At 65.2% G+C, this 23,128-nt stretch carries 21 protein-coding genes; 12 read left to right on the top strand and 9 right to left on the bottom strand.

Going from position 1 to position 23,128, the window contains the following annotated elements; all coding sequences use genetic code 11:
• The first annotated feature begins 29 nt into the window (after window positions 1-29).
• The 6 genes from AB7008_RS44180 (at window position 30) to AB7008_RS44205 (ending at window position 5,530) form a co-directional block, all read left to right on the top strand.
• On the top strand, window positions 30-254 hold the full coding sequence (locus tag AB7008_RS44180) for a hypothetical protein (RefSeq protein WP_304491589.1): 225 nt from the start codon (window positions 30-32) through the stop codon (window positions 252-254).
• A 192-nt stretch (window positions 255-446) separates the two neighbouring features.
• Window positions 447-1,598, top strand: a complete 1,152-nt coding sequence (locus AB7008_RS44185) for an ATP phosphoribosyltransferase regulatory subunit (protein ID WP_028157923.1) — start codon at window positions 447-449, stop codon at window positions 1,596-1,598.
• A 3-nt stretch (window positions 1,599-1,601) separates the two neighbouring features.
• On the top strand, window positions 1,602-2,579 hold the full coding sequence (hisG, locus tag AB7008_RS44190) for an ATP phosphoribosyltransferase (RefSeq protein ID WP_028157922.1): 978 nt from the start codon (window positions 1,602-1,604) through the stop codon (window positions 2,577-2,579).
• A gap of 85 nt (window positions 2,580-2,664) precedes the next feature.
• Window positions 2,665-3,711: a glycosyltransferase family 2 protein gene (locus tag AB7008_RS44195; protein WP_014491920.1), complete on the top strand. Its 1,047-nt coding sequence runs from the start codon at window positions 2,665-2,667 to the stop codon at window positions 3,709-3,711.
• A complete protein-coding gene (locus tag AB7008_RS44200) occupies window positions 3,708-4,553 on the top strand; it encodes a ChbG/HpnK family deacetylase (RefSeq protein WP_304491590.1) in 846 nt (281 codons plus the stop codon). The genes AB7008_RS44195 and AB7008_RS44200 overlap by 4 nt, the downstream gene beginning before the upstream one ends.
• 125 nt (window positions 4,554-4,678) lie before the next feature.
• Window positions 4,679-5,530, top strand: a complete 852-nt coding sequence (locus AB7008_RS44205; RefSeq protein ID WP_304491591.1) for a DUF2076 domain-containing protein — start codon at window positions 4,679-4,681, stop codon at window positions 5,528-5,530.
• 73 nt (window positions 5,531-5,603) lie between these two features.
• Here the strand turns inward: AB7008_RS44205 and AB7008_RS44210 are convergent, their stop codons facing one another.
• Entirely contained in the window at window positions 5,604-6,419 is an 816-nt protein-coding gene (locus tag AB7008_RS44210) for a L,D-transpeptidase (protein ID WP_248880114.1), read from the bottom strand.
• 314 nt (window positions 6,420-6,733) lie between these two features.
• Here AB7008_RS44210 and AB7008_RS44215 point away from each other — a divergent pair, with 314 nt between their 5' ends.
• Entirely contained in the window at window positions 6,734-7,513 is a 780-nt protein-coding gene (locus AB7008_RS44215; RefSeq protein ID WP_028157918.1) for a protein phosphatase CheZ, read from the top strand.
• Between the two features lie 189 nt (window positions 7,514-7,702).
• On the opposite strand, the gene AB7008_RS44220 is transcribed toward AB7008_RS44215, so the two are convergent.
• The gene (locus AB7008_RS44220; RefSeq protein ID WP_028157917.1) at window positions 7,703-8,221 is read right to left on the bottom strand and encodes a hypothetical protein; all 519 of its coding nucleotides are present in this window, start codon (window positions 8,219-8,221) and stop codon (window positions 7,703-7,705) included.
• 328 nt (window positions 8,222-8,549) lie between these two features.
• Between AB7008_RS44220 and AB7008_RS44225 the strand changes: the two genes are divergently transcribed.
• The 3 genes from AB7008_RS44225 to AB7008_RS44235 all read left to right on the top strand — a co-directional run bounded on the left by AB7008_RS44225 (window position 8,550) and on the right by AB7008_RS44235 (window position 11,941).
• The gene (locus tag AB7008_RS44225; RefSeq protein WP_014491914.1) at window positions 8,550-8,846 is read left to right on the top strand and encodes a co-chaperone GroES; all 297 of its coding nucleotides are present in this window, start codon (window positions 8,550-8,552) and stop codon (window positions 8,844-8,846) included.
• A 108-nt stretch (window positions 8,847-8,954) separates the two neighbouring features.
• The gene (groL, locus tag AB7008_RS44230) at window positions 8,955-10,586 is read left to right on the top strand and encodes a chaperonin GroEL (RefSeq protein ID WP_028157916.1); all 1,632 of its coding nucleotides are present in this window, start codon (window positions 8,955-8,957) and stop codon (window positions 10,584-10,586) included.
• 143 nt (window positions 10,587-10,729) lie between these two features.
• A complete protein-coding gene (locus AB7008_RS44235; protein ID WP_304491592.1) occupies window positions 10,730-11,941 on the top strand; it encodes a hypothetical protein in 1,212 nt (403 codons plus the stop codon).
• Window positions 11,942-12,087: 146 nt separating this feature from the next.
• On the opposite strand, the gene AB7008_RS44240 is transcribed toward AB7008_RS44235, so the two are convergent.
• Both AB7008_RS44240 and AB7008_RS44245 read right to left on the bottom strand, forming a co-directional pair.
• On the bottom strand, window positions 12,088-12,486 hold the full coding sequence (locus AB7008_RS44240; RefSeq protein ID WP_304491593.1) for an META domain-containing protein: 399 nt from the start codon (window positions 12,484-12,486) through the stop codon (window positions 12,088-12,090).
• 242 nt (window positions 12,487-12,728) lie between these two features.
• Window positions 12,729-14,393, bottom strand: coding sequence for an L-lactate permease (locus AB7008_RS44245; protein ID WP_028157914.1), 1,665 nt, complete (start codon window positions 14,391-14,393; stop codon window positions 12,729-12,731).
• A 311-nt stretch (window positions 14,394-14,704) separates the two neighbouring features.
• On the opposite strand from AB7008_RS44245, the gene AB7008_RS44250 reads away from it, so the two are divergent.
• Window positions 14,705-16,468 (top strand): ABC transporter ATP-binding protein/permease, encoded by a 1,764-nt coding sequence (locus AB7008_RS44250; protein ID WP_028157913.1) that lies wholly within the window; start codon window positions 14,705-14,707, stop codon window positions 16,466-16,468.
• A gap of 253 nt (window positions 16,469-16,721) precedes the next feature.
• Here the strand turns inward: AB7008_RS44250 and AB7008_RS44255 are convergent, their stop codons facing one another.
• The 4 genes from AB7008_RS44255 to AB7008_RS44270 form a co-directional block, all read right to left on the bottom strand.
• A complete protein-coding gene (locus tag AB7008_RS44255) occupies window positions 16,722-17,753 on the bottom strand; it encodes a TorF family putative porin (protein ID WP_028157912.1) in 1,032 nt (343 codons plus the stop codon).
• A 451-nt stretch (window positions 17,754-18,204) separates the two neighbouring features.
• A complete protein-coding gene (locus AB7008_RS44260; protein ID WP_304491595.1) occupies window positions 18,205-18,579 on the bottom strand; it encodes a histone in 375 nt (124 codons plus the stop codon).
• A 68-nt stretch (window positions 18,580-18,647) separates the two neighbouring features.
• Window positions 18,648-19,970, bottom strand: a complete 1,323-nt coding sequence (gene glcF / locus AB7008_RS44265) for a glycolate oxidase subunit GlcF (RefSeq protein WP_304491597.1) — start codon at window positions 19,968-19,970, stop codon at window positions 18,648-18,650.
• Window positions 19,967-21,205 carry an FAD-binding protein gene (locus AB7008_RS44270; RefSeq protein ID WP_248880118.1) on the bottom strand — a complete coding sequence of 413 codons (1,239 nt, stop codon included), beginning with the start codon at window positions 21,203-21,205 and terminating at the stop codon, window positions 19,967-19,969. Before AB7008_RS44270 ends, glcF begins: the two co-directional genes overlap by 4 nt.
• Window positions 21,206-21,426: 221 nt before the next feature.
• On the opposite strand from AB7008_RS44270, the gene AB7008_RS44275 reads away from it, so the two are divergent.
• Window positions 21,427-21,912, top strand: a complete 486-nt coding sequence (locus tag AB7008_RS44275) for a putative quinol monooxygenase (protein WP_304491598.1) — start codon at window positions 21,427-21,429, stop codon at window positions 21,910-21,912.
• A 45-nt stretch (window positions 21,913-21,957) separates the two neighbouring features.
• On the opposite strand, the gene AB7008_RS44280 is transcribed toward AB7008_RS44275, so the two are convergent.
• Window positions 21,958-23,121, bottom strand: a complete 1,164-nt coding sequence (locus AB7008_RS44280) for an acyltransferase family protein (protein ID WP_441260907.1) — start codon at window positions 23,119-23,121, stop codon at window positions 21,958-21,960.
• Window positions 23,122-23,128 lie beyond the last annotated feature (7 nt).

Raw genomic sequence — 23,128 nt, forward strand, 5'->3', positions numbered from 1 at the left:
CGGGCAATGAGGCTGTCGCGCAGGACGACATGGCCATGGACGACGATGTTGCATCGGACAGGCGGCGACGCGAGGAGCTCGGGCTCATCAAGGCATTTCTCGGCATAAGGGACCCGAGCAGGAGGCAGAGAATTATCGAGCTTGCCGAGGAGCTCGCAGATCACGCCGCTTCCGAAACCGCAGGGCTTGCCTTCGCCTCGACCGATGCATCGCTTGGCGATGCGCCCAGAGATCGCTCCGGCCAGACTGAGTGAAAGCCAAGCCTCTTTCGTTCTAGGTATTAAGATACCTAAAATGCCTTCTGGCAGATCGCTGCGTCCCACCTCCAAAGCCGTTAAGCGATTGATCCTTTGGAGGTCGAAACCGCTTTCGCGCCATGCTAAGGCCTGCGCCAATTCGCCTCCCCTTTGCCCTGCCCGGTTCCGCCGGGACGATGGACCCCTGTTATGACCGCGACTGCCACCTCAAATGCTGCCGGCTCCGCCGCTTGGGCGGATACGCTGCTCTTGTCGTTCGCGCAGGCCGGCTATGTCAGGGCCGAGCCCGCGATCCTGCAACCGGCCGAGCCGTTCCTGGACCTCTCCGGCGAGGACATCCGCAAGAGCCTGTACCTGACGACGGACCTGTCCGGCGAGGAGCTCTGCCTGCGCCCGGACCTGACCATCCCGGTCGCCCGCGACTACCTCACCTCCAGCCGCGCCGGCCAGCCGGCCGGGTTCAGCTATCTCGGCCCGGTGTTCCGCTACCGTAGCGGCCAGGCCAGCGAGTTTCTTCAGGCCGGCATCGAATCGTTCGGCCGCCAGGACCGCGCCGCGGCCGACGCCGAGATGCTGGCGCTGGCGCTGGAAGCGACCGCCGCCTTCGGTGTCCGCGATGTCGAGATCCGCACCGGCGACGTGGCGCTGTTCAACGCCCTGCTCGATGCGCTCGACCTCTATCCGGTGTGGCGCCGCCGCCTGGTCAAGGATTTCAACCGCAAGATCAGCCTGGAAAAAGATCTGGAGAAGCTGGCGGCCGCGACCACCGCGACCCGCAGCGAATATGAGGGTGTGCTGGCCGCGCTCGCCGGCTCCGACCGCAAGGCGGCGCTCGCCTTCGTCACCGATCTGATGTCGATCGCCGGCACCACCAATGTCGGGGGCCGCACCACCGCCGAGATCGCCGACCGTTTCCTCGAGCAGTCGACGCTGAAGGGCGGCGCGCTGCCGCGCGAGGCGATCGCCGTGCTCAAGCGTTTCCTGTCGATCGCAGGCAATCCCGACGATGCCGTCGCCGAGCTCCGCGCGCTCACCACGGATGCGAAGCTCGACCTCAGCGCTGCCGTCGACCAGTTCGAAAGCCGGGTCGGCTTCATGGCCGCGCGCGGTATCGACGTGAAGCAGACGCGCTTTTCGACCGCGTTCGGACGCGGCCTCGACTATTACACCGGCTTCGAATTCGAGCTGCATCACAGGGGCAACGGCGCCGAGCCGCTGGTCGCCGGCGGCCGCTATGACGGGCTGATGACCCAGCTCGGATCGGCCGAGCCGATCCCCGCGGTCGGCTTCTCGGTCTGGGTCGACGCGCTGACCCGGATCGGTCGCAAGGTGGGAGCTTAAGTCATGAGCGCGCCATTCGTCCTGGCCGTTCCCTCCAAGGGCCGCCTGCAGGAAAACACCGAGGCGTTCTTCGCCCGCGCCGGGCTGAAGCTGTCGAAGGCCGGCGGCGCGCGCGACTATCGCGGCACGCTCGCAGGCCTCGACAATGTCGAGGTCGCCTATCTCTCGGCGAGCGAGATCGCCTCTCAACTGTCGCGCGGCTTCGCGCATCTCGGCGTCACCGGCGAAGACCTGGTACGCGAGAACATCGCGGATGCCGACAAGCGCGTGTCCCTGATCGACGGGCTCGGCTTCGGCAATGCCGACGTCGTCGTCGCGGTACCGCAGGCGTGGATCGACGTCCGCACCATGGCCGACCTCGATGACGTCACCACCGGCTTCCGCGAGCAGCATCACATGCGGATGCGGGTCGCGACCAAGTTCATCAACCTCACCCGCACCTTCTTCCAGAGCCACGGCATCACCGATTACCGCATCGTCGAAAGCGCGGGCGCGACCGAAGGCGCGCCGGCGGCCGGCAGCGCCGAGCTGATCGTCGACATCACCACGACCGGCGCGACGCTCGCCGCCAACGGCTTGCGGGTGCTCGACGACGGCGTGATCCTGCGCAGCCAGGCCAATCTGGTCGCCTCGAAGGATGCCGACTGGTCGCCGCAGGCGCGGGAGACCGCGCGCGTCATCCTCGATCACATCGCAGCAAGGGCGCGGGCCAACAAATACCGCGAGGTCCGCACCCGCTTCCAGCAATGCGACGCCGCCCTGCTCGGCGAAGCCCACGAGCGCTTCGGCGTCGTAGCCCCGTTCGGCGGGCCGACCTCGTCGGGCATGCTGACGCTGCACTGTCCGCCGGGTCAGCTCTATGCGCTGGCGAGCTTCCTGCGCGAGCATGGCGCCGAGACCGTCTCGGTGGTTTCGCTCGACTATGTGTTCGACCGGGAGAACCCGCTGTTCGCCAAGCTCGAGGCATTCCTGCGGCAGTGAGCCTCAGGTTCGTTCAGCGTAGCGACAGCAAACGGCAGCTACCATATGCTGTTGAGAACCATGGACGCCTCTGGAACCTTGATCAATGACGCTGGGCTCTGACGTTTCCGGCATGACGACCACCGCGGCCAGTGCCGCCGCGAAGGGGTTGTCGATTGTCGTCCCCGTCTACAACGAGGCGGCGGGCCTCGCCGTCCTGCACCAGCGCATCTGCGATCTCGCCAAGACGCTGCGGCAGCGCTATCGCCTCGGCTGCGAGGTCGTCTATGTCGACGACGGCAGCGCGGACGCGACGCTCTCGATCGCCCGGTCGCTGCCGGCCGACGCGGTCGACGTTCAGGTGGTGTCGCTGTCGCGCAATTTCGGCAAGGAAGCCGCGCTGATGGCCGGCCTCGACCATGCCCGGCTCGGCGCCGTGATGTTCATGGACGGCGACGGCCAGCATCCGCCGGCCCTGGTCGAGCAGCTGGTGCGGCACTGGATCGAGGACGGCTATGACGTCGTCTATACCGCCAAGGCCCATCGCGACAACGAGCCCTTCCTGCGCCGCGTCGCCGTGCGCGGGTTCTATTCGCTGATCAATTGGGGCGCGCGCCAGAAGATCCCTGAAGACGCCGGCGACTTCCGCCTGCTGTCGCCGCGCGCGGTCGCAGCGCTCAGGCAGCTGCCGGAGCGCAACCGCTTCTTCAAGGGCCTTGCGAGCTGGATCGGCTTCCGCCAGATCCGCGTCGATTACGAGCCCGCGCCGCGCACCCATGGCGTGACCACCTTCAGCGCCGCGCGCCTGCTCGGTCTTTCGATCGAAGGGGTGACCTCGTTCTCGGTGGCACCACTGCGCTTCGCCAGCCTGCTCGGCGTGATCCTCGCCGGCGGCGCCTTCCTGTTCGGCCTCTCGATCCTCTGGGAGGTCTGGACCACGGGCAAGCAGGTGCCCGGCTATCCCTCGCTCGTGATCGGCCTGATGACCATCGGCGGCGTGCAGCTCATCATGATCGGCATCGTCGGCGAATATATCGGCAAGATCCTGTCCGAGCTGAAGGCGCGCCCGATCTACTTCGTTGCCGAGCACAGCGAAAAGCATTTCGAGACCGGAAAGGCCGACGACGCCTCGAAGAGGACGGCCGCCGAATGAGCGCCGCCGCGGGCCTGCGGCGGATCTGGCTCTGCGCCGACGATTACGGCATCAGCCCGGGCGTCAATCGCGCCATCCGCGACCTGATCGAACGCGGCCGTCTCAATGCCACCTCGGTGATGATGGTGGGACCGGCGATCGAGCGCGGCGAGATCGAGGCGCTCCAGACGGCGGCGAAAGCGAGCCCGCGCTGCGCGATCGGCTTGCACGTGACATTGTCGGCGCCGTTCCGGCCGCTCACCATGCATTTCCGACCGCTGGACGGCGACATGTTCATGCCGTTCCCGAAGCTGCTGCGCGCCGGCCTTGCGCGCCGGCTCGACCGCGAATTCTTTCGCAATGAGGTCAAGGCGCAGCTGGCGGCGTTCGCCGAAGCGTTCGGCCGCCCGCCTGACTTCGTCGACGGCCACCAGCATGTGCAGCTCTATCCGCAGGTGCGCGACGGCTTTGTCGATGCGGTCAGCGAAGCCGCGCCGAAAGCCTGGGTCCGCCAGGGCGGGCGCGACCTGCCGCTCGTGCAGCGGCTGGCCTCACCAAAAGCCATGGTGCTCGATATCCTGAGCGCACAATTCCGCCGCCGCGCCGCCAGCGCCGGCCTCAGCTTCAATCCCGGCTTCGCCGGCGCCTATGATTTTACGCGCGAGGCCGATTTCGGCGCGTTGATGCGGCAGTTTCTGGAAGGCCTCCCCGATGGCGGCCTCGTGATGTGCCACCCCGGCTTCGTCGACGACATCCTCGCCGGGCTCGATCCGATGACCGACGTCCGCGAACGCGAGCACGCTTATCTCTCGGGCGACGCGTTTGCGCGCCTGCTGGCGGACAGCGGCGCCACGCTGGGGTGAAACCGGCCGAAAACAAGCCGCCGGGCAGCTTGTCGCATACCGAAATTTAATCCGGCCGGCACTGTTGGGACCACAATGGAACCCTACATCTCCCTCGCGCTTGATTTGCGCGAGGGAGACTGATCATGACGCCGCAGGAACGCCAGCTCGTCGACGAGCTTTTCGACCGGCTTTCGAAACTGGAAAATGCACCGCGCGATCCCGACGCGATCGCCGCGATCTCCGATGGCCTGCGCAAGGCCCCCGGCGCGGTCTACGCGCTGGTGCAGACCACGTTATTGCAGGACGAAGCGCTGAAGCGCGCCCATAACCGTATCCAGGAGCTGGAAGCGGCCCATGCGCCCGAGCAGGCGCAGTCCGGCGGCTTCCTCGATACCATGCGCGATAGCTTGTTCGGCGGAGGCCCCTCGCGCGGCTCGGTTCCGAACGTGCCGCCGCGTGAGCAGCGGCCGGTCTGGAACACCGGTCAGGTGATGCCGCAGACGCAGCCGGGCTACGGCGCGCCGCCTCCTTATGGACAGGCCTACGGCCAAGCTCCAGGTCAAGCTCCGGGTCAGGGTTATGGCGCCCCGCCGATGGGCGGTGGCGGCGGCTCGTTCCTCGGCACCGCGGCGGCGGCCGCGGCCGGCGTCGTCGGCGGCTCGCTGCTGCTCTCCAGCATCCGCGGCATGATGGGCGGATCGCATCAGCAGGCCTTCGGCGACACCAACGCGTTCGGCGACCGCAGCGCTAGTCCCTGGGGCGGCAGCGACCAGTCCGGCGGTTCGCTCTCGCGCGATGCCGGTCTCAACGACATCGGCTCCAACCGCGACCGCGACGACGGTTCCCGCCAGGGCTTCACCGACCAGGCGTCGAACGACCGGGACAACAACAACGATCAGAACTACGACGACAACGACCACGACGACGATGTGGACATGGCCGACGACGACAGCGACTTCGGCGGCGGAGACGATGGCGGCAGCGACTACGCGTGAGGCTGCCCGATCAGCGCGACAAACAAAAACGGCCGCCCGGAAGGCGGCCGTTTTCATGTCGAGCGTCAGGCGATCACATCACCACGACCTTGGTGCCGACATTGACGCGGCCGTAGAGGTCGATGACGTCCTCGTTGCGCATGCGGATGCAGCCTGAGGAGACGTTGGTGCCGATGGTCCAGGGCTCGTTGGAGCCGTGGATGCGGTAGAGCGTCGAGCCCAGATACATCGCGCGCGCGCCGAGCGGGTTTTCCGGGCCGCCTTCCATGTGCCGCGGCAGGTCCGGCCGGCGCGCGATCATTTCCGCCGGCGGCGTCCAGTCCGGCCATTCGCGCTTGGCCGTGATCGACTTCACGCCGGACCAGGTGAAGCCGGGACGACCAACGCCGATGCCGTAGCGCACCGCCCGGCCGTTGCCCTCGACCAGATAGAGGAACTTGTTCGGCGTATCGACCACGATGGTGCCGGCACTTTCCTTGCCGGTATAGTCGACGGATTGCTTCTCGAATCTTGGATCGAACGGACGCTGGCGCGGATCGACCGCCTCCTGCTGGAGACCTGCGCCTTGCTGATATCCGCCTTGCATCTGCGGCTCGCCCATCGGCGGCAGGCGACGCTGGTCGTAATAGCCGGGCTGCTGCTGATAGACCGGCTGCTGCGGCGCGTAGGCCGGGCCGCGGCCGGGACCGTCACCGAACAGGAACTCGATGAAGCCGCCGCCCATGTTCGCATTGGAGGCGACGCGCACCGGCGCCGGCGGCACCCGCGGCTGGTAGAGCACCGCAGGCGGATCGTTCGGCACACTATTGTCGAAGGCGCTGGCGCTGCTCGCGCCGGCAATGAAGGTGCAAGCGCTGCCGAGCAGCGCGACAGACATTTTCTTGAACATCGACGTACTCTGTACTGTTTCGTCTAGATCACATGCGTCGTGCGGAGCCGATGGCTGATCGGCGACCGCGACGTGGTCAATAAAGAGCAAAAGCCGTTGTGTTTGGTAAACGTATCAGCCGTTTCGATTCACCACGTCGCGAGCGAGGGTGCAATTTGGCGATCAGCGTTTATTTTCGATGAACGCCGCAGGCCCATGGTTAATCGCTTCTTTTCGTGCCGTCGCGTGCGGCCGCGCAACAGTTCCCGCTGTGAACCTCGTGTTAAATCGCTTCTGCCTACAAAGACGCGTGAGTGAGGTGGGGGGAGTTCCTGATGGCTATTCACCGCAAACGTTTTCGTGTCGAAGAGGCTATTGTCGGCGAGATGCCCAGCCCCGAAATGATTGAGGAGGCTGCGCCGATGCACAACGAGATCATGGCGGAGCTGCGTGCGATCCGCGCACAGATGGCGAAGGGCACTGTGCCCTTGTCCGGCAGCGCGGCCATGGCGGCGATCGACGCCTCCACCGCCCACGAGCTCTCTGAAGCTCGTACCATGCTCGATACCTACCGGGCGCAGATCGAGCAGTGCGAGAAGCTGAAGGTCGAGCTCGATCTCATCCACGACGCCATCGATCGCACCAAGCGCGAGATCGCGACGCTGCACGGCAAGAGCTTCGACGGCGGCGAGATGGCGAAGGTCAATGGCGAGCTCGGCGCGGTCGTCGGCGGCACCGAGCAGGCGACCCAGCAGATCCTCGAAGCCGCCGAGTCGATCGACCAGGCGGCCAGCGCGATGTCCAAGGTGCAATCGGCCGACCAGCAGAAGCGGCTCGCCGACGACATCCAGGAACGCGTCATCTCGATCTTCGAAGCCTGCAACTTCCAGGACCTGACCGGCCAGCGCATCAGCAAGGTCATGACCACGATGAAGTTCATCGAGCAGCACATCAATGCGATGATGGAGATCTGGGGCGGCGTCGACGCGATCAAGGCCCATGTGCCCGCGCCGGCCGACACCCGCAGCGAGGACGAAAAGCTCCTCAACGGCCCCAAGCTCGCCGGCGACGTCGGCCACGCCTCGCAGGACGACATCGACGCGCTGTTCGACTGATCGGGCGCGGCATCACGGAAAAACAAAACGCCGGCGAGAGCCGGCGTTTTTTGTTTTTGGAGCGTCCCCTCCGCTGTCATCGTCCGCGAAGGCGGACGATCCAGTATTCCAGAGGCGGTGGTGATTGAGCCGAGAGGCCGCGGCGTACTGGATGCCCCGGTCAAGCCGGGGCATGACGAAGTCGAGAAACTACGCCCTCGGCGCGCAGCGGACGTAGACCATGTTGCCGTAACGAGTGGCGGCGTCCTTGTCGATGAAGCGGGTGATCAGGACGCGGCCGTCGAAGGAGACGATCTCGCGGTCCTGCTCGCCGGGGGTGGGACCCGCCGGGCCGATGTAGTTCTTGCCGCTGGGCGAGCCCTTCAACCGCAGCTCCTGCGGCGTCGCCTGGTCGGCGAGATGCATGATCACGCCGCCGGAGGAACCGGCGGTGATCACGTAGGGGTTCTTGCACTGCGCCCGGGCCGCGGCCTCGGTGCGGGCGCGGTCGGCCGGGTTCTGGAACGAGGCGAGACCCCAGCGGCCGACGATCTCGTCGGCGCGGATGCTCGCCGGCATTTCCGGACCCGCGCCGGGCTCGGCCTCGGGCGGCGGCGACGATGAGAACGACGGCAGGCTCATACCGCCGCCGCAGGCGCCAAGCAGCAGCGCCAGGCAGGAGGCGGCCGCCAGATTGGCAACCGTGCGTGCGTGAGCTGAACTGATCATGACATTCCCCCGAGCAAACCGTCCCCCAAACGAGACCCCGACCGCATCCCTGCCGCAGCCAAGCGCAAAACCGCTGTCGGAGCAATGACGTCCTTTATACGCCAGCGCGACCAATAAGTTTCTCTAGACACGATCCTATATCCGCCTCACCAATCGCTTAACCACCCTTGCTTGACAGGATCGCGGCCAAGCCATATTTCCGGGCGCACTATTAGCACTCGGAAAGCCCGATTGCTAAGCGCGCCGTTCGATCCTCGGCAAGAGGGTGGACGGACGCCGCCCTACCCACTTCCATTCCTTCCGAAGCGAGCCTCCAAAGGGAAACGTCATGGCTAAATCCAAATTTCGTCCGCTGCATGACCGTGTCGTGGTCAAACGTATCGACGCCGAGGAAAAGACCAAGGGCGGCATCATCATTCCGGACACCGCCAAGGAAAAGCCGTCCCAGGGCGAGGTCGTCGCCGTCGGCCCCGGTGGCCGCGACGAGGCCGGCAAGCTGATCCCGATCGACCTCAAGGTCGGCGACCGCGTGCTGTTCGGCAAGTGGTCGGGCACCGAGGTCAAGATCGACAACGAAGAGCTCCTGATCATGAAGGAGTCGGACATCATGGGTGTCATGGCCTAAGGCCGTCAGCCTGAACAGCCGCTGAATGTCATGCCCGGATCGCGCGATCCGGGCATTCGGTCATTCCGCAAGCGGCAGACACGTCACGAAACATGAGGGATTGAAGAAATGGCTGCCAAAGACGTCAAGTTTTCCGGAGACGCGCGCGAACGCATGCTGCGCGGCGTCGACATTCTCGCCAACGCCGTCAAGGTGACGCTCGGTCCGAAGGGCCGCAACGTCGTCATCGAGAAGAGCTTCGGCGCCCCCCGCATCACCAAGGACGGCGTCACCGTCGCCAAGGAGATCGAGCTCGAGGACAAGTTCGAGAACATGGGCGCGCAGATGCTGCGCGAAGTCGCCTCCAAGACCAACGACACCGCGGGCGACGGCACCACCACCGCGACCGTGCTGGCCCAGGCCATCGTGCGCGAAGGCGCCAAGGCGGTTGCCGCCGGCATGAACCCGATGGACCTCAAGCGCGGCATCGACACCGCGGTCACGGCGGTGATCAAGGACATCGAGAAGCGCGCCAAGCCGGTCGCCGCCTCCTCCGAGGTCGCCCAGGTCGGCACCATCTCGGCCAACGGCGATGCCGCCATCGGCAAGATGATCGCCCAGGCGATGCAGAAGGTCGGCAACGAGGGCGTCATCACCGTCGAGGAGAACAAGTCGCTCGACACCGAGGTCGACATCGTCGAGGGCATGAAGTTCGACCGCGGCTATCTGTCGCCCTACTTCGTCACCAACGCCGAGAAGATGACCGCCGAGCTCGAGGACGCCTACATCCTCCTGCACGAGAAGAAGCTGTCCGGCCTGCAGGCCATGCTGCCGGTGCTGGAAGCCGTGGTGCAGTCGGGTAAGCCGCTCGTCATCGTCGCCGAGGACGTCGAGGGCGAGGCGCTGGCGACCCTGGTCGTCAACCGCCTGCGTGGCGGCCTGAAGGTCGCCGCCGTCAAGGCGCCGGGCTTCGGCGACCGCCGCAAGGCCATGCTCGAGGACCTCGCGATCCTCACCGGCGGCCAGCTCATCTCCGAAGACCTCGGCATCAAGCTCGAGAACGTCACGGTGAAAATGCTCGGTCGTGCCGGCAAGGTCGTGATCGACAAGGAGAACACCACGATCGTCAAGGGCGCCGGCAAGAAGCCGGAGATCGAGGCCCGCGTCGGCCAGATCAAGGCCCAGATCGAGGAGACCACCTCGGACTACGACCGTGAGAAGCTCCAGGAGCGCCTCGCCAAGCTCGCCGGCGGCGTCGCGGTGATCCGCGTCGGCGGCGCGACCGAGATCGAGGTCAAGGAGAAGAAGGACCGCGTCGAGGACGCGCTCAACGCCACCCGCGCCGCGGTGCAGGAAGGCATCGTCCCCGGCGGCGGCGTCGCGCTGCTGCGGGCCAAGAAGGCGGTGGGCCGTCTCACCAACGCCAATGCCGACGTCCAGGCCGGCATCAACATCGTGCTGAAGGCGCTGGAAGCCCCGATCCGCCAGATCTCCGAGAACGCGGGCGTGGAAGGCTCGATCGTGGTCGGCAAGATCATGGAGAACAAGTCCGAGACCTTCGGCTTCGACGCCCAGAACGAGGACTATGTCGATATGGTCGAGAAGGGCATCATCGATCCCGCCAAGGTGGTCCGCACCGCGCTGCAGGACGCCTCGTCCGTGGCCGGCCTGCTGGTCACCACCGAGGCCATGGTCGCCGAAACGCCGAAGAAGGAAGCTCCGCCCGCCATGCCGGGCGGCGGCGGCATGGGCGGCTTCTAAGCCTGCGTTCCATTACAATGTTGCGAAGGCCGCCTCCGGGCGGCCTTCTTTTTTGCCGACCCTGCCCCTTCTGCTTTCCAATTCAACCGGCGGCCAAAACCCACTACGGTGGCGCGCCGATTCGATTGCGCGAGGATTCATCGATGCGTGCGCTTCTGGTTTGTTCGACAGCCCTTTTGGCGGCCCTGCTTGCCGTCTCGCCCGATGTCGCATCGGCCCAGATGAAGCTGTCGCCGAAGGCGACGGCGCCGGGCGGGACGGAGACCCGCTATTTCACCTCGATCGACGGCCTGATGGACGGCAATGCCGACGTGATCCTGAAGGAGACGCGGCAGGGCAAGACGGTGACGGCGGCCGTGCTCGACGTCTGCTATCCCGTGGCAAAAAATTCCGATCGCAAGGACCGCTTCGTCGTCAATCTCCAGGTCGCGGGCCAGAACCTGACGGGCACGACGCAGAGCCTCGGCGAGAAGGCGCCCGTCACCGTGAAGCTGCTGCGCAAACAGACCGGCGACACGTTCGAGTTCCGCGGCCAGATCGCGATCGGCCAGACCGTGACCGAGGTCACCTCGCCCGACAATTCCGATCTCAGCGAGAAGGAATTTCAGGACAACCAGACCTCCGACGACGGCATCACGCCGCAGCCGAAGGATTTCACCGACGTCTCGCCGGAAGCGATCGCGGTCAAGGTCAAGCTGGATGCGGCGACCGAGTTCCTGAAGAGCCTGAAGGGCCAGGATGTCGAGGTGACGCTGGCGAGCCTGACCGTCGGCTGTGACGCGCTGCGTGCCGGCGAGCAGACCATCAACATGTCGGTCGATCCGGAACGCGCCGGCGCGCTGCTGGCGAAGTTGAAGGCTATGCCCGGCGTCACCGCGGCGGGCTGGACCGCGGGCATGACCGAGATGGACCGCACCATCCGCTTTCCCGCGGCCGACTGGCGTGCCGGCGACAAGCTCGACCGCGACAAGCTCGCGACTGCCGTCGCGGGCGTGCTCAGCAAGACGCTTGCGGCAAAGCCGGTCTCGCAAAAATTCAATCCCGCCACCGGCAAGCTCAAGCTCGTCTTCAAGCGGCCGAACCAGGATTTTCCGGCACTCGAGCTCACCGACACGATCGAGGTTGCTGGCCTGATCTCGCCCGACAAGCCCGGCACGACCGACAAGCTGATGCTCTGGATCGGCAGCCCCTCGACCACGACCGCCGATGAGAACAGCGGCGCCAAGCTCAATCTCTCGGATGACGCTTCGACCGACGAGGAAGGCGATCAGCCCGACGACAATGGCTCGATCGAAGCGCTCGCCAAGGAGCTGAAGGGCCAGCGCTGGGACGCCGACAAGTCGGTGTGGAAGTAGGCTCTCGAGCCCCGGACGCAGCGCAGCACGTCAGTGATGCGCTGCAGAGCCGGGGCCCAGAGGCCGCAAGCGAAGTCGCCGATCGAGTCTGGGTCCCGGATCTGCGCAGCAGCGTTGCACGCTGCAGCGCGTCCGGGACACGAGACCTAATTCCCCGTCGTCCTGAAGCGCAGCGGCTTGGGACCGATCAGCGTCAGCACGTCGCCCTGGCGCTTCCAGGTCTCGACGCTGCCCAGCGCCGCGACGAGTTCATCGTCGGCCTGCGCCCTGGCCGGCGGGCAGGAACGATCCTGGATCTGGCCGGGGACGAAGATCACGGTGTTGCCGGCGACCGAGAACTGGCCCTTGCCACCCTTGCACCAGAGCTCCAGCACGACTTCGCCATTGTCGCCGATCTCGATGTTCGGAATCCGCTTCGAGCCCGCCTGCGGCAGGGCCTCCAGCGTCATCTCGGTACCGAACGGAAAACCGTCCTCTGCGCGCGCGAGCGTGGACATCGCCAGCATTGCAACCGCCAAACACGCCATCTGCTTGAGCGAAACCATGAGACCTCTCGACCGACCTGATTTGCGGCACCTTCTATAAGACGGCGGTGCCGTTGAGAAGGTTCGCGGAGGCTAAAGCGCGATGAGATTGGGACGAATCGTCATCGCGCTTCAGGTTGTTGTTTGAGCATGATCTTTTCGGAAAACCGCTTCGCACTTTTCCGGATCATGCTTCAGATGCAAAAATCCCCGCAAGGCGGCGAAGCCTTGCGGGGATTTGCGTTGAGGCGTGGCGTGGCCTGCTACTTCAGCACCATCGCCGTGAACGGCCAGACATAGGCCTGCAGCGTCACGAGCACGCCGACGAGGCAGGCCAGCACGATCGAATGCCAGAACACGAAACGCAGGATAGTGCCCTCGTGCCCGTACCACCGCGTGGCCGTGGAGGCGACGACGATCGATTGCGCATCGATCATCTTGCCCATCACGCCGCCGGACGAGTTCGCGGCCGCCATCAGTACCGGCGACAGGCCGAGCTGCTCGGAGGTGATCTTCTGCAAATTACCGAACAGGATGTTCGACGCCGTATCCGATCCCGTCAGCGCCACACCCAGCCAGCCGAGCAGCGTGCCGAAGAAGGGATAGAGCACGCCGGTTGCGGCGAAGGCGAGGCCGAGCGTCGCGTCGACGCCGGACAGCCGCGTCAACGTACCGATCGCGAGCATCGCCGAGATCGTGATCAGCGAGATCGCGCACAGCCGGATGGTGCGGCCATACTCGACCAACAGCCGTCCCGGGCCGACGCGCATCAGGAAGCCCGAGATGATCGCGGCGATCAGCATACCCGTGCCGGTGAAGGACAGATAGGTGAACGCGAACACCGCGCCTTCCGGCGTCGGCTTGGCCGCCACCGGCGGCACCTTGTTGATCATCTGATGCAGATCGGGAACGGCGTAGTTCCAGGTGAAAATCCCGTTCGCCCAGGTCTTGAAGGCACCGTTGCCCCAGATCAGCATCACGATGCAGACGATGATCCACGGCAGCAGCGCGCTCCACAGTTCGGACTGGGTGAGCGGCGTCTTGTCGAGAGGCGTTGCTTTTTCCATCTGCGCGGCCGACTCGTCGTGGCCGCGCAGTTCCGGCGATGTCCAGAGCTGCCTTGGTTGCCACACCTTCAGGAACAGGATCAGCGCGCCCATCGAGATCAGCGATGCTCCGATATCGACGATCCAGGGGTTGATGAAGTTCGAGATCACGAATTGCGGGATGGCAAAGGAAACGGCGGTCACGAGGATCGCCGGCCAGACGTCCTTCATGCCGCGCCAACCCGCGAACGCCCACACCACCCAGAACGGCACGATCATCGAGAAGAACGGCAATTGCCGGCCGACCATCGCGCCGAGGATGTAGGGATCGAGCCCGGTGACGGATGCAAGGCCCTGGATCGGCGTGCCGAGCGCGCCATAAGCGACCGGCGCGGTGTTGGCGATGAGTGACAAGCCTGATGCCGCGAGCGGCGAGAAGCCGAGGCCGATCAGCACGGCACCGGTAATAGCGACCGGCGTGCCGAAGCCCGAAGCACCCTCAAAGAACGCGCCGAACGAGAACGCGACCAGCAGGAGCTGCAAGCGGCGGTCCTCGGTGACGCCGCCGATGGCGCGCTTGAGCAATTCGAAGCGCCCGGTGGACACCGTCACCTGATAGAGGAAGATGACGTTGAGGACGATCCAGCCGATCGGAAAGAAGCCCGTCACGACACCGAGGATCGAGGCGCGGATCGACATGCCTGCCGGCATCGTGAAGACGAAGATCGTGATCAGGTTGGTGATGATCACGGCAATCACGGCCGCAATGTGCGCTTTCACGCGCCCGCTCGCGATCATGACCAAGAGCGAGACAACCGGTATGGCGGCCGCGATGGTCGACAGCCCCGCGTTGTTCAGCGGATTATAGATTTGATTCCACATGGCTTCCTCCCCCACGCCTGTTGCGGCAGGCGGCCCGCGTGGACAGCCGGACCTGCTTGACGCTGGAAGCGATACCCCCCGGACTGGACGCGAATTCCTCGCGAGTGCGGCGGTTCCCGTCCGCTCACAAGCCCGCGAAGTCCTGGAGGCCCCCACCCCGCGCCGTCGTGCCCATGCTAGGGTTGCAGGCTGCGACAATCCAACGCAAATTGCTGAACTTGCGACTTTAGTCTAAGCGCGCCCGTTTCTGCCATTGCCACAACCATTTGGCCTATGGCCGTTGTGCACATCCCCTCAGGAGACAGAGCTCTGTGAAGAACATCAGCGCCACGCTCGCGATCGTCTGGCGAATCGCCGTCCCCTATTTCCGCTCGGAGGACAAGTGGGCCGGCCGCGGCCTGCTCGCCGCCGTGATCGCGATCGAGCTGGCGCTGGTCGCGATCGACGTGCTGGTGAACCAGTGGCAGAACCGGTTCTACAGCGCACTCCAGAACAGCGACTGGGACGCCTTCGTCACGCAGATCTGGATCTTCATCGCCCTCGCCTTCACCGCGATCGCGCTGGCCGTCTACAAGCTCTACCTTAACCAGTGGCTCCAGATCCGCTGGCGGCAATGGCTGACGACGCATTATCTCGGCGAATGGCTCGACGGCTCCAAGCATTACCGCATGCAGCTCAAGGGCGACGCGGCCGACAACCCGGACCAGCGCATCACCGAGGACGTCAAGAACTTCGTCGAGCAGACGCTGACGATCGGGCTCGGCCTGCTGTCGGCGATCGTGACGCTGTTCTCGTTCGTGATCATCCTCTGGGGCCTGTCCAATGCTGCGCCGCTGCACCTGTTCGGCACCGATCTCATGATCCCCGGCTATCTGTGCTGGGGCGCGCTGATCTACGCGATCTTCGGCACCGCGTTGACGCACTGGATCGGCGCCCCGCTGGTCAATCTCAATTTCGAGCAGCAGCGCTATGAAGCCGACTTCCGCTTCAACCTCGTCCGCGTCCGCGAGAATTCCGAGCAGATCGCACTGCTCAAGGGCGAAGGCGCCGAACGCGGCCGCCTGCTGGGCCGGTTCGGCTACGTGATCGGCAACTGGTACGCCATCATGAGCCGTACCAAGCGCCTCACCGCGTTCACGGCGAGCTATCAGCAGGCCGCCGTGATCTTCCCCTACGTGCTGGTGGCGCCGGCCTTCTTTGCCAAGAAGATTCAGCTCGGCGACATGATGCAGACGGCATCGGCGTTCTCGAGCGTCCAGGGGGCGCTGTCGTTCTTCGTGGTGGCCTACCGGTCGCTTGCAGAATGGCGCTCGATCGTCGCACGTCTCGACGGCTTCGAGATGTCGGTCGCTTCAGCCACCAACCCGCCGGCGCATGAGCCCGCGATCGCGCTGAAGGCCGCCAGCGGCGGCCGCAACATCGCCCTCGAACAGCTCTGTGTGAACCTGCCCAACGGCACGCCGCTGGTCGCCGCCGACGCCTTCGCCATCCAGACTTCGGAGCGGGTGCTGGTGACCGGGCCGTCCGGCTCGGGCAAGTCGACGCTGTTCCGGGCCATCGCCGGCATCTGGCCATTCGGCGCCGGCACCATCTTCATCCCCGAGAGGGCGAAGCTGATGATGCTGCCGCAGCGCCCCTACTTCCCGGTGGGCGTGCTGCGCGATGCCGTCATCTACCCCGCCGCGCCCGGCACGTTCGAGACCGCGCGGATCAGGGACGCGCTGATCGCGGTCGGGCTGCCCGTCCTCGCTGAGCGGCTCGACGAGGACGGCCACTGGAACCGGACACTGTCGCTCGGCGAGCAGCAGCGCCTGGGGCTCGCGCGCGCGCTGCTGCACGTGCCGGATTACCTGTTCCTCGACGAGGCCACGGCGTCGCTCGACGAGCCATCCGAGGCCCGGCTGTACCGGCTGCTGGCGGAGAAGCTGCCGCAGGCCACCATCGTCTCGATCGGCCACCGCTCGACGCTCGACGCCTTCCACACCCGCAAGGTGGCGATGGTGAAGGACGGCGAGATCCATGTTCTCGGCAAGGACGGCGAGCCGGCCCAGGCGGAGTCGACCGCGGCGAGCTGAGGCGGCACACCAAGCCTGAGGCTAGCCTCGACAGGACCTTCGTCGCGGCCCCCCATCGAGACGCCCGCCTCCGGCGGGCTCCTCACGATGAGGTCTGTCCTCGCGGCAAGATCCCGCCCCTCGTGGTGACGTGCGCCGCCTTGCGGCGCGTCTCGGACCATGCAGCCGAGCGCTCTCACTGAAGAGCCCAAGCCCAAAGCAAAAGGGCGGCAGATTGCTCTGCCGCCCTCGTTAGGTCGTCTCGGGAAGAAACTTACTTCAGGTTGGTCATCGCCGTCAGGTCGACCGAGAGCTTGGCGACGCCGGCCGCGCTGCACCAGTTGGAGCCGAACGCCGTGGCCGCATTCGCGCCGCCATTGATCGGCGTCACGAAACCGGGGCTGGAGTTGGTGGCCGAGAAGTCGCTGGTGAAGGCGTTGCAGTTACCCTTCGAGAGGTCGGTGTCGTAGTAGCGCAGATCGAGCGTGAACACCTTGTAGGTGAAGCCAACGCCGATGTTCCAGGTGTTGTAGCTCGGCTCCTTGATGCCGTTGGAGTACAGCGGGTCGCCGGCAATGCCGTAGAAGATGTCGGACGTGCCGAGCCACTGACGGCCGAATTCACCCGACACATACATGCCGACGCCACTGGCACCGAACGTGGTGCTCGGCGCGGTCCACTTGGCGGTGATCGAGGCGTAGTTGCCCCAGGCGCCGAGGTTCAGGAAGTTCGGCGAATAGTACTCGTTGAAACCAACGACCCACTGATCGTTGATGTTGAGGTTCAGCTTGGCATAGACTTCGTAGAAGCTTGCGTCCTTCTTGGCGAAGTTGCCGTTGATCGGAAGGCCGATCGCGCCCTGCGAATTGTCGAGGCTGGTGCCGCAATTGCCCTGGGCGAGGGTGCCCTGCGAACCGAAGCAGCTTCCGCCCGGATAGAGGTAGCCCCAGATACCGAAGTCGAAGGCGAACATGCCGAAGGTCGGGCGGATACCGCCGTAGATGTCGACTTCAGCCGCGGCGCGGTTCGGGAACGAGATGCTCTCCGCGGACGTACCGACGTAGAGCTGGAGGTCCTTGTTGACGTTGTAGCGCGGCTCGAAATAGGCCGCGACTGACGGGTTGTGGTTCGACTGAGTGACTCCGCGGAAGATGTAATCGCTCATGATGCCGGCGCCGAAGGCGACATCCCAGGGGTCAAAGGCGGGCGGCGGCGGGGCCTTCAGAGCCTTGACCGGCATGTCTGCCGCGAAAGCCGAACCCGTCACCATTGCCAGCGCCGTTGCCAACAAAGCCACTTTTTTCATTTCGATCCCCATCACCAGTTCCACACAGTCGGTTTCCCGGAAGCCCCCCGGGCCGTACGATCTGACTGCAAAATTTCGTTACCGCGACAATCTGGCTGGGAGGATGCGAACCGTGAAGCAAAAATCACGAGCATCTGCCGACTTTTTAGGCGTTCTGACACTTCTACAAAAGGTTGTCCGCCTGTGTTGCTTCTCGATCACATTATTTGCATTCCAAAGTGCACAGAGCCGTCCGGATTAGTACGGGAGCCGCCGGTGCAGTGGTGCCTGTGCCACGAATCGGACTGACGCGAGAAACGACAACCCGACCGCGACCATTGTGACGATACAAAAAGGCCGCAGCGTCACCGCCGCGGCCTTCCTGAGATCGGTCGTTGTCGTCGGGATGGACCCAGCCTTGGTCCTCACCCTGGACCTGACTTGGACCCTAACCGTGGGGGCCCCTCGGGGCCTAACCCTGCTCCTCGGCCGGCGTCGGCTCCGTAGAAGACGAAGGCATCGCCCAGCTTGTCTCGGCGGCGGGCTCCGGAGCCGGAGCCGCCACCGGCGCTGATGGCATCGGCGCAGGAGCTGCCTTCGCCTTCTTCGGTGCCGCTCTCTTTGCGGCCTTCTTCGGTGCAGCCGGCTTGGCAGCCTTCTTGGCCGACTTCTTCGCAGCCTTCTTGGCGGCCTTCTTCGGGGCGGCCTTCTTGGCAGATTTCTTCACAGCCTTCTTGGCAGACTTCTTCGCGGACTTCTTGGCTGCCTTCTTCGCGGTCTTCTTCGCCGCTACAGCCTTCTTGGCCTTTTTGGCCTTCTTGCTTTTTTTCTTCTTCGCTTTCGCCATCGTGGTCCTCCTGTTGCCGCCGAACAATGGTCGATCGGGCGTCTTCAGCCGTCACCTCCGGACGAAGGCTAGCTCGACGCATTCAATGCCGGCCGCGACCCGCCCGTAGCCCAATCGAGAAGCTCAATCGTGTGTACGACCGGAACTGACGTGCCACTGGCAATCTGCACCATGCAGCCGATATTGCCTGCGGCAATCATGTCCGGCTTGACGCTTGCGATGTTGGCCACCTTGCGGTCGCGCAACCGGCCCGCAAGCTCGGGCTGGAGAATGTTGTAGGTCCCCGCCGAGCCGCAACACAAATGGCTCTCAGGCACATCTTTCACCACGAATCCATTCTTGGAAAGCAATTCTTTCGGAAGCCCCGTGATTTTCTGGCCGTGCTGCAACGAACACGCGGAGTGATAGGCGACGACGATGTTGTCCTGTTGGGTAGTGGTCGCGAGCTCGAGGCCGGCGACGAATTCGGTGATGTCCTTGGCGAGCGTGGACACCTGCGCTGCATCGGCGGCGAACGCCGTGTCCTCGCGCAGCAGATAGCCGTAGTCCTTGATCACCGTGCCGCAGCCGGAGGCCGTCACCAAGATGGCGTCGAGCCCCTCGCCGGCCGCTTCCTTTCGCCACGCCGCGACGTTGGCGCGGGCCCGCGCCAACGCATCCTGGTCGTTACCCAGATGATGGGTCAGCGCGCCGCAGCACTGCTCGTCCCGGACCAGGACAACCTCGATGCCGTGGCGGGTGAGGAGGCTGATGGCGGCCTGGTTGATGCGCGGCGCCAGCACCTGCTGGGCACAGCCTTGCAACAGCGCGACCCGGCCGCGCTTCTTGCCGAGTGCCGCGAACACGCTGCCCGGGAGCGGGCCGGGCGACGGCAGACGGTTCGGCGCCAGCGCCAGCATCGCCTTGAGGCGCTGGATCAGGCCGGGCGTCGCCGACGGCCGCGGCGTCGGCAGGAATACGGCAAGCGGACGGGCGAGGCGCGCCAGCCGCATGCTGGTGCGGAAGAGCTGCGGATTCGGCAGGACAAAGGCCAGCACCTGGCGCAACAGCCGCTCGGTCAGCGGCCGCTGATAGCGCTGCTCGATCCGGACCCGGGCCTGGTCGACGAGGTGCATGTAGTTCACCCCTGAGGGGCAGGTCGTCATGCAGGACAGACACGACAGGCAGCGGTCGACATGCTTGACCACCTCGGCCGTCGGTGCCTGGTCCTTCTCCAGCATCTCCTTGATCAGGTAGATGCGGCCGCGCGGGCTATCGAGCTCGTCGCCGAGCAACACATAGGTCGGACAGGTTGCGGTGCAGAAGCCGCAATGGACGCAGGCGCGCAGGATCTTGTCGGCTTCCGCGATGTCGGGGTCGGCGAGCTGCGCCAGTGAGAATTCGGTCTTCATGCCGCAGCGCCCCGCGTCAACCGCCCCCGGTTGAGAATGGTTTTCGGATCGAAACTGGCGCGGACCCGATCGCTCAGCGCGGCAATGCCGGGCGCTTGCGGATGGAACACGTCGACACCGCGCCTGACGTCCTCGGCCGCCCGGATAAGCGTGGCGTGCCCGCCGAAAGCATCCGCGCGCTGGCGCACGGCCGGGGCATGCGCGTCGGCCTTCGGCGGCAGCGCGGCCCAGATAAGGCCGCCGCCCCAATCGTAGATGATGTCGCCGCCGGTCTCGCGCGCCAGCTGCGTCCCGAGCGCCGCGCCGGAAGCCGGCGGACAAACGATCCGCCACACCGGCCAGGCCCCAACTGCACCGCCGGCCGCGAACGGCAGGACGTCGCGGATCGTGGCCCACAATGCGGCGGACGCCGCATCCTCGACCAGCGTCGCGGTCCCGAACGGCGCCAGCAGTTCGCGCAGCGAGCCGGCGCGGTGCGCCGCGGACGCCGTGATGCCCTCGAGCCGCAGCACGGTCAGCGCTTCGCCCTGGCTGGCGATGTCGCCAAGCCCGTCGGTCTTCGCCCGGAACGCCGATTTCGGCAGATGCGCGGCGGCGGAGACGTCGTAGGGCGAGCCGAGCGCAGCGGTCATCGCCTTGTTGGCGGCGGCATCGTCGAGCCCGCGCAGCAGCAGCGTCCGCTCCGCTTCGGGCTTCGGCATCACCTTGAGCGTGACTTCGGTCATCACCGACAGCGTGCCCCAGGACCCCGCCAGCAGCTTGCAGAGGTCGTAGCCGGTGACGTTCTTCACCACCTTGCCGCCGGTCTTGAAGCTGTCGCCGAAGCCGGAGACGGCGTGCGCCCCCAAGAGGTGGTCGCGCGCTCCGCCCGCCTTGATCCGCCGCGGACCGGCAAGGCCGGCCGCGATCATGCCTCCGATGGTACCCAACGCGGGCGCGCCGAGCAGCGGCGCCGTATTCATCGGCTCGAAGGCGAATTGCTGGTTCTTGGCATCGATCAGCGACAGCACGTCGGCCAGCGGCGCGCCGGCCTGGAGCGTGACGATCAGCTCGTTCGGTTCGTAGGAGGTGACGGCATTCAGCGCGGAGAGGTCGAGCACGGCGTTGGTCGCCATCGTGTGGCCAATGCTGCGCTTGCTGCCATGACCGATGATCTCGAGCGGCTGCTCGTTGGCAATCGCCGCGCGCACCACCTCTTCGACGTCTTTGGCGTCTCTGACCCTGAGCGTATCCACGGGAAAAGGCGGTAGCGAAATTCGCCACCAAAATCAAATGCGGCGTGACGCCGGCGATCATCGCCGGTGCAGTCGGGGATCCTGCACGGGCGACAACAACGCTTCGATCATGATCGAAGCGTTCACGACATCGACACTTCGATCAGCGGCGAACCAAAGCCGGCAGCCCCTCGCTACAAGCTTGCGCCGATCGCGATCGAGGCCAACCGATGGAGACAAGCATGCGATCGATACATCAGCGGCTGATGCCGCGCGTCCACGAAGCGTTCAGCCGCAGGTCGGTGATCCGGGCCTTCGGAGCCGTCCTGGCGATCTATCTCTCGCCATGGGCGGCGGCGTCATCTCAAGCCCAGCAGCAAGGAGCAAGGACCATGAACCACTACGCCACGCAGAAGTCCCTCAGCGACGCCGTCGACGGCGGCGGCCTGCTCGTCGTCGCACAATGGGAGGCCAAGCCCGGCGAGGCCGACAAGGTCGCCGCGATCCTCGACCGCTTCCTGCCGGAGGCGCAGCGCGAGGACGGCGTCAAGCTGTTCCTGATCTCGCGCGCCAAGGACAATCCGGCCCAGTTCCTGTTCTACGAGCTGTTCCGCGACGAGGCGGCTTTCAAGGCGCATCAGGAGAGCGCACATTTCAAGACCTGGATCGCCGGCGAAGCCCTGCCGCTGCTGGCGAAGCGCGAACGGGCTCAATACGCACTTATGTAAGCACCAGCTCGTATGCCGCGGTTCGATCCGGACCGCGGCACACGACTATATGATCGCGCGCAGCGGCGATCTGCGCAGGATCAGTGCCGAGACGGCCAAGCTGCCGATCGCGGCCAACATGGTCAGCAGGAACGCCTTGGTGAGTGCGAAGAGCGGCATTGCGTGCAGAAGCAGGGCAAAGCCGACCAGGATCGGCGGATGGATCAGGTAGACGCCGAAGGCGTTGTCCGACAGCCATTTGGCGACCGGCCCTTGCGCGTCGAAATGGCGGCGGTAGACGGCCAGCATCAAGAGACCCATGCCGACGCAGACCAGCGCCTCCCACAGGCACTTCCCGGCATTGACGACGTTGAAGCCGCCTGCATAGAGCGCGGTGTCACCCTGCAGGCCTCCCCCGAACAGCACGAGCGCTGCAAACAGCGGCGCAGAGAGCGACAGCGCGAACAGTCCCCAGCGGATACAGGAGCGCTCGGCAAGCCCAAGCATCCAATTGCCGCGATAGCCGAGGGCGCCGGCTGCGAACATGAGAGCGTATTGCGGGAGATCGCCGGGGTGAACGTTGAGCACGGAGGTATCGGCGTGGACGGCGATGCGAACGGCGAAGGTGAGTGCCGCCATGGCCGCAACGAACAGAACAATCCCCGTGCCGCACAGCGCAACTTCGGGCTCCCGCCATCCGGTCTGGCGGATCAGGCCATAGAGGAGCGAGACCAGCAGCAGCACCGCGCAAAACCACATCGGTCCCGTCTCGGAAAGCCATTCGCCGTCCATCAGATGGGTCAGCCATTGATGGCCGAAACCGCCCTTGCCCCAAGTCCATGACAGAAAATACTGCGTGAGCGGGCCGATCACCAACATGTAGAGCAAAGTCGGCAAGCCGAGCCTGATCAGCCGATCACGCGCAAATTTCGAAAGTCCTTTCCGATCGAAGGCGCCGACGGCGAAATAGCCGGCGATGAAGAATAGCGCGGCCATGAAGAAGGCCTGGAGGAAGCTCTGATAGATGCCGAAGAAGAGGGCCGTGCCGAAGCCGGTCTCCCGCCGGTCGACATAGTACCAATTGCCGAACGGACTGTAGGTGTCGGCTGCGTGCATGCTCAGCACGAGAATGATCATCGACCAGCGGATGTTGTCGATGAACAGCAGGCGCGACTTCGCCAGCGGCCCGCCCGGCGCCTCTTTCCTCACACGGATCCGAACCTCCGCCATGTCGCCG

Source organism: Bradyrhizobium sp. 521_C7_N1_3, from assembly GCF_052075975.1.
Classification (GTDB): Bacteria; Pseudomonadota; Alphaproteobacteria; order Rhizobiales; family Xanthobacteraceae; genus Bradyrhizobium; species Bradyrhizobium japonicum.

Coding starts and splice junctions, on each gene's coding strand:
- AB7008_RS44180 (WP_304491589.1), top strand. CDS start 30: ATGGCCATGGACGACGATGTTGCATCGGACAGGCGGCGACGCGAGGAG.
- AB7008_RS44185 (WP_028157923.1), top strand. CDS start 447: ATGACCGCGACTGCCACCTCAAATGCTGCCGGCTCCGCCGCTTGGGCG.
- hisG (WP_028157922.1), top strand. CDS start 1,602: ATGAGCGCGCCATTCGTCCTGGCCGTTCCCTCCAAGGGCCGCCTGCAG.
- AB7008_RS44195 (WP_014491920.1), top strand. CDS start 2,665: ATGACGCTGGGCTCTGACGTTTCCGGCATGACGACCACCGCGGCCAGT.
- AB7008_RS44200 (WP_304491590.1), top strand. CDS start 3,708: ATGAGCGCCGCCGCGGGCCTGCGGCGGATCTGGCTCTGCGCCGACGAT.
- AB7008_RS44205 (WP_304491591.1), top strand. CDS start 4,679: ATGACGCCGCAGGAACGCCAGCTCGTCGACGAGCTTTTCGACCGGCTT.
- AB7008_RS44210 (WP_248880114.1), bottom strand. CDS start 6,419: ATGTTCAAGAAAATGTCTGTCGCGCTGCTCGGCAGCGCTTGCACCTTC.
- AB7008_RS44215 (WP_028157918.1), top strand. CDS start 6,734: ATGGCTATTCACCGCAAACGTTTTCGTGTCGAAGAGGCTATTGTCGGC.
- AB7008_RS44220 (WP_028157917.1), bottom strand. CDS start 8,221: ATGATCAGTTCAGCTCACGCACGCACGGTTGCCAATCTGGCGGCCGCC.
- AB7008_RS44225 (WP_014491914.1), top strand. CDS start 8,550: ATGGCTAAATCCAAATTTCGTCCGCTGCATGACCGTGTCGTGGTCAAA.
- groL (WP_028157916.1), top strand. CDS start 8,955: ATGGCTGCCAAAGACGTCAAGTTTTCCGGAGACGCGCGCGAACGCATG.
- AB7008_RS44235 (WP_304491592.1), top strand. CDS start 10,730: ATGCGTGCGCTTCTGGTTTGTTCGACAGCCCTTTTGGCGGCCCTGCTT.
- AB7008_RS44240 (WP_304491593.1), bottom strand. CDS start 12,486: ATGGTTTCGCTCAAGCAGATGGCGTGTTTGGCGGTTGCAATGCTGGCG.
- AB7008_RS44245 (WP_028157914.1), bottom strand. CDS start 14,393: ATGTGGAATCAAATCTATAATCCGCTGAACAACGCGGGGCTGTCGACC.
- AB7008_RS44255 (WP_028157912.1), bottom strand. CDS start 17,753: ATGAAAAAAGTGGCTTTGTTGGCAACGGCGCTGGCAATGGTGACGGGT.
- AB7008_RS44260 (WP_304491595.1), bottom strand. CDS start 18,579: ATGGCGAAAGCGAAGAAGAAAAAAAGCAAGAAGGCCAAAAAGGCCAAG.
- glcF (WP_304491597.1), bottom strand. CDS start 19,970: ATGAAGACCGAATTCTCACTGGCGCAGCTCGCCGACCCCGACATCGCG.
- AB7008_RS44275 (WP_304491598.1), top strand. CDS start 21,427: ATGCGATCGATACATCAGCGGCTGATGCCGCGCGTCCACGAAGCGTTC.
- AB7008_RS44280 (WP_441260907.1), bottom strand. CDS start 23,121: ATGGCGGAGGTTCGGATCCGTGTGAGGAAAGAGGCGCCGGGCGGGCCG.